Source organism: Frankia sp. AgKG'84/4 (assembly GCF_023242965.2).
Taxonomy (GTDB): domain Bacteria; phylum Actinomycetota; class Actinomycetes; order Frankiales; family Frankiaceae; genus Frankia.
The window spans coordinates 1-1900 of the sequence record NZ_JALKFU020000992.1; the positions used below are offsets into that span (position 1 = coordinate 1).

The window sequence follows — 1900 nt, forward strand, 5'->3', positions numbered from 1 at the left end:
GTCCCGGGCAGGGCCCAGCGCGGCACGGGCACGGTGCCGACGGACCGGTCGCCCCCGGGCGGCGGGGTGGGTCGCAGTGCGAGCGGATGGGTCGGCTGGTCGGGCCGGTCCGGATCGAGCGCCGATGGGGCGGCCGACGGCGCCACCGGCGGGCGGGACTGCCAGGGGGTCAACGCGTGCGCCGCGGCGCGGTCCGCATCCGCCGGCGTGATCACCTGCGGATCCGAGACGAGCCGGCGGACGAGGTCCGCGGCACTCGGGCGCTCCTGCGGCCGGCGGGCGAGCGCCGCGCGCACCAGCGGGACGAGCGCGGCCGGCACCCCGGCGATGTCCGGCGGCCGGTCCTCGCGCATCCGGGTCAGGACGTCGGACTCCTCCGAGGCGAACGGCGGATGCCCGGTGGCCGCGTACGTCACACAGGCGCCCCACGCGAACACGTCGGCGGGCGGCCCGGCGCGCTCGCCGCGAAGCTGCTCGGGCGCCATCCACGCGAGCGTGCCGATGAGGATGCCGGTGCGGGTGTGGCTGGGGGCCCCCAGGGCGCGGGCGATGCCGAAGTCGATGACCTTCGGGCCGTCCCAGGCCAGCAGGATGTTCGACGGCTTGAGGTCGCGGTGCACGACCCCGACGGCGTGGATGGCCATCAGGGCGTCCGCCAGGCCCACCCCGAAGCCGTGCAGGAGGCGTTCCTCCATCCGCCCGTGCCGCAGGACCGCGTCCGCGAGGCTGGTGCCTTCGACGTACTCGGTGGCGAGCCAGGGGGAGGCGGCCTCCGGGTCGGCGTCGAGGACCGCGGCGACGGCCCGGCCGTGCACCCGGCGGGCGGCCGCGACCTCCCGGCGGAAGCGCTCCCGGAACTCGGGGTCGTCGGCGAAGCGGGCGTCGGGCACCTTCACCGCGGCCGCCCGCCCCTCGGCGTTGAAACCCAGGTAGACCGTGCCCATCCCACCCGCGCCGATGCGGTTGTGGATGGCGAACGGGCCGACCCTGCGCGGGTCGTCGTCGACGAGCGGCGTCAGCATCGCGGTGCTCCGCCGCGCGCCGGGGGCCGGGGGCGGCCCGGGGGGCGACATCCGAGCGCGCGACGGTGCGCCCCGGTACGCGACCGGGACCACCCGACCTGCGCCGAAATGGTCACTCCCTCGGATCGGTGCTGTCCCGACCGCGCCGCCGCGCGGTCCAGGCGGCCGGGATGTGATGAGGCGCCTTGGCCGCCACGCCGGGCACGTTCTCCAAGACGGTAACGCCTGTGAAGGTCCGCACGCGGCCGGCCGGGCGGGTAGGCGTGCCGAGCTACCCCGTTTCGGTGACTACCGCCGGCTGCCGGAGGCCGCCGGGTCGTTGACCGGGATCGGGTCGAGCGTGGTGAAGTTCGACCCCGTCCAGCGGAAACGGACGTCGGCGTGGCCGGAGGGCGAGCCGATCGCCTCGCCCGGGTTGTAGGTGTCGTAGCGCAACGTGACATTGTGATCGTCGTTCTGCTGGTACACGGTGATGTGTGCGCTCGGGTCCTTGGTGTCGGTTCCGCGGAACTGGCCGTCGGCGAAGACGAAGGCGAGCTGCGTCGGGGTGTCGCCGTTCGGCGTGCCTGTGCCGATCACGACGTTGAGGCGGCGGCCCTCCTGAAAGGTGCTCAGGTCCGCGGTGTAGCCCTTGCTGGTCACCGTGGCCCGCGCGTCGCTGGCCGACAGGGTGGCCTGGGTCGGGCTCGCGCTCGGACTCGAGCTCGGACTCGGACTGGAACTCGTGGGTGATGCGCTCGGCGTCGCGCTGGCCGGGGGGGGGGGGGGCCGCCCCCCCCCCCCCCCCGCCGGCCCCCCCCAGAAAAAAGACCCAGCCCATACCGGCCCCCCCCTCGCGTCACCGCCCCTGCCGTCTCCCACCCCCATTGTAATCGCCC

Annotated in this window: 2 protein-coding genes and 1 pseudogene; 1 reads left to right on the forward strand and 2 read right to left on the reverse strand. The window is 75.4% G+C overall.

Translation table 11 applies throughout. The features are described 5' to 3' along the window. Nucleotides 1-1022 (reverse strand): serine/threonine-protein kinase (locus tag MXD58_RS26650; protein WP_250610549.1); only part of this gene is annotated, 1022 nt, incomplete at its 3' end. A gap of 288 nt (nt 1023-1310) precedes the next feature. Further along, on the reverse strand, nt 1311-1664 hold the full coding sequence (locus MXD58_RS26655; RefSeq protein WP_250610551.1) for an LppP/LprE family lipoprotein: 354 nt from the start codon (nt 1662-1664) through the stop codon (nt 1311-1313). Between MXD58_RS26655 and MXD58_RS26660 the strand changes: the two are divergent. Continuing rightward, nucleotides 1654-1900 (forward strand): annotated as a pseudogene (locus MXD58_RS26660) (hypothetical protein); the annotation flags it as partial. The gene MXD58_RS26655 and the pseudogene MXD58_RS26660 sit on opposite strands and share 11 nt — an antisense overlap.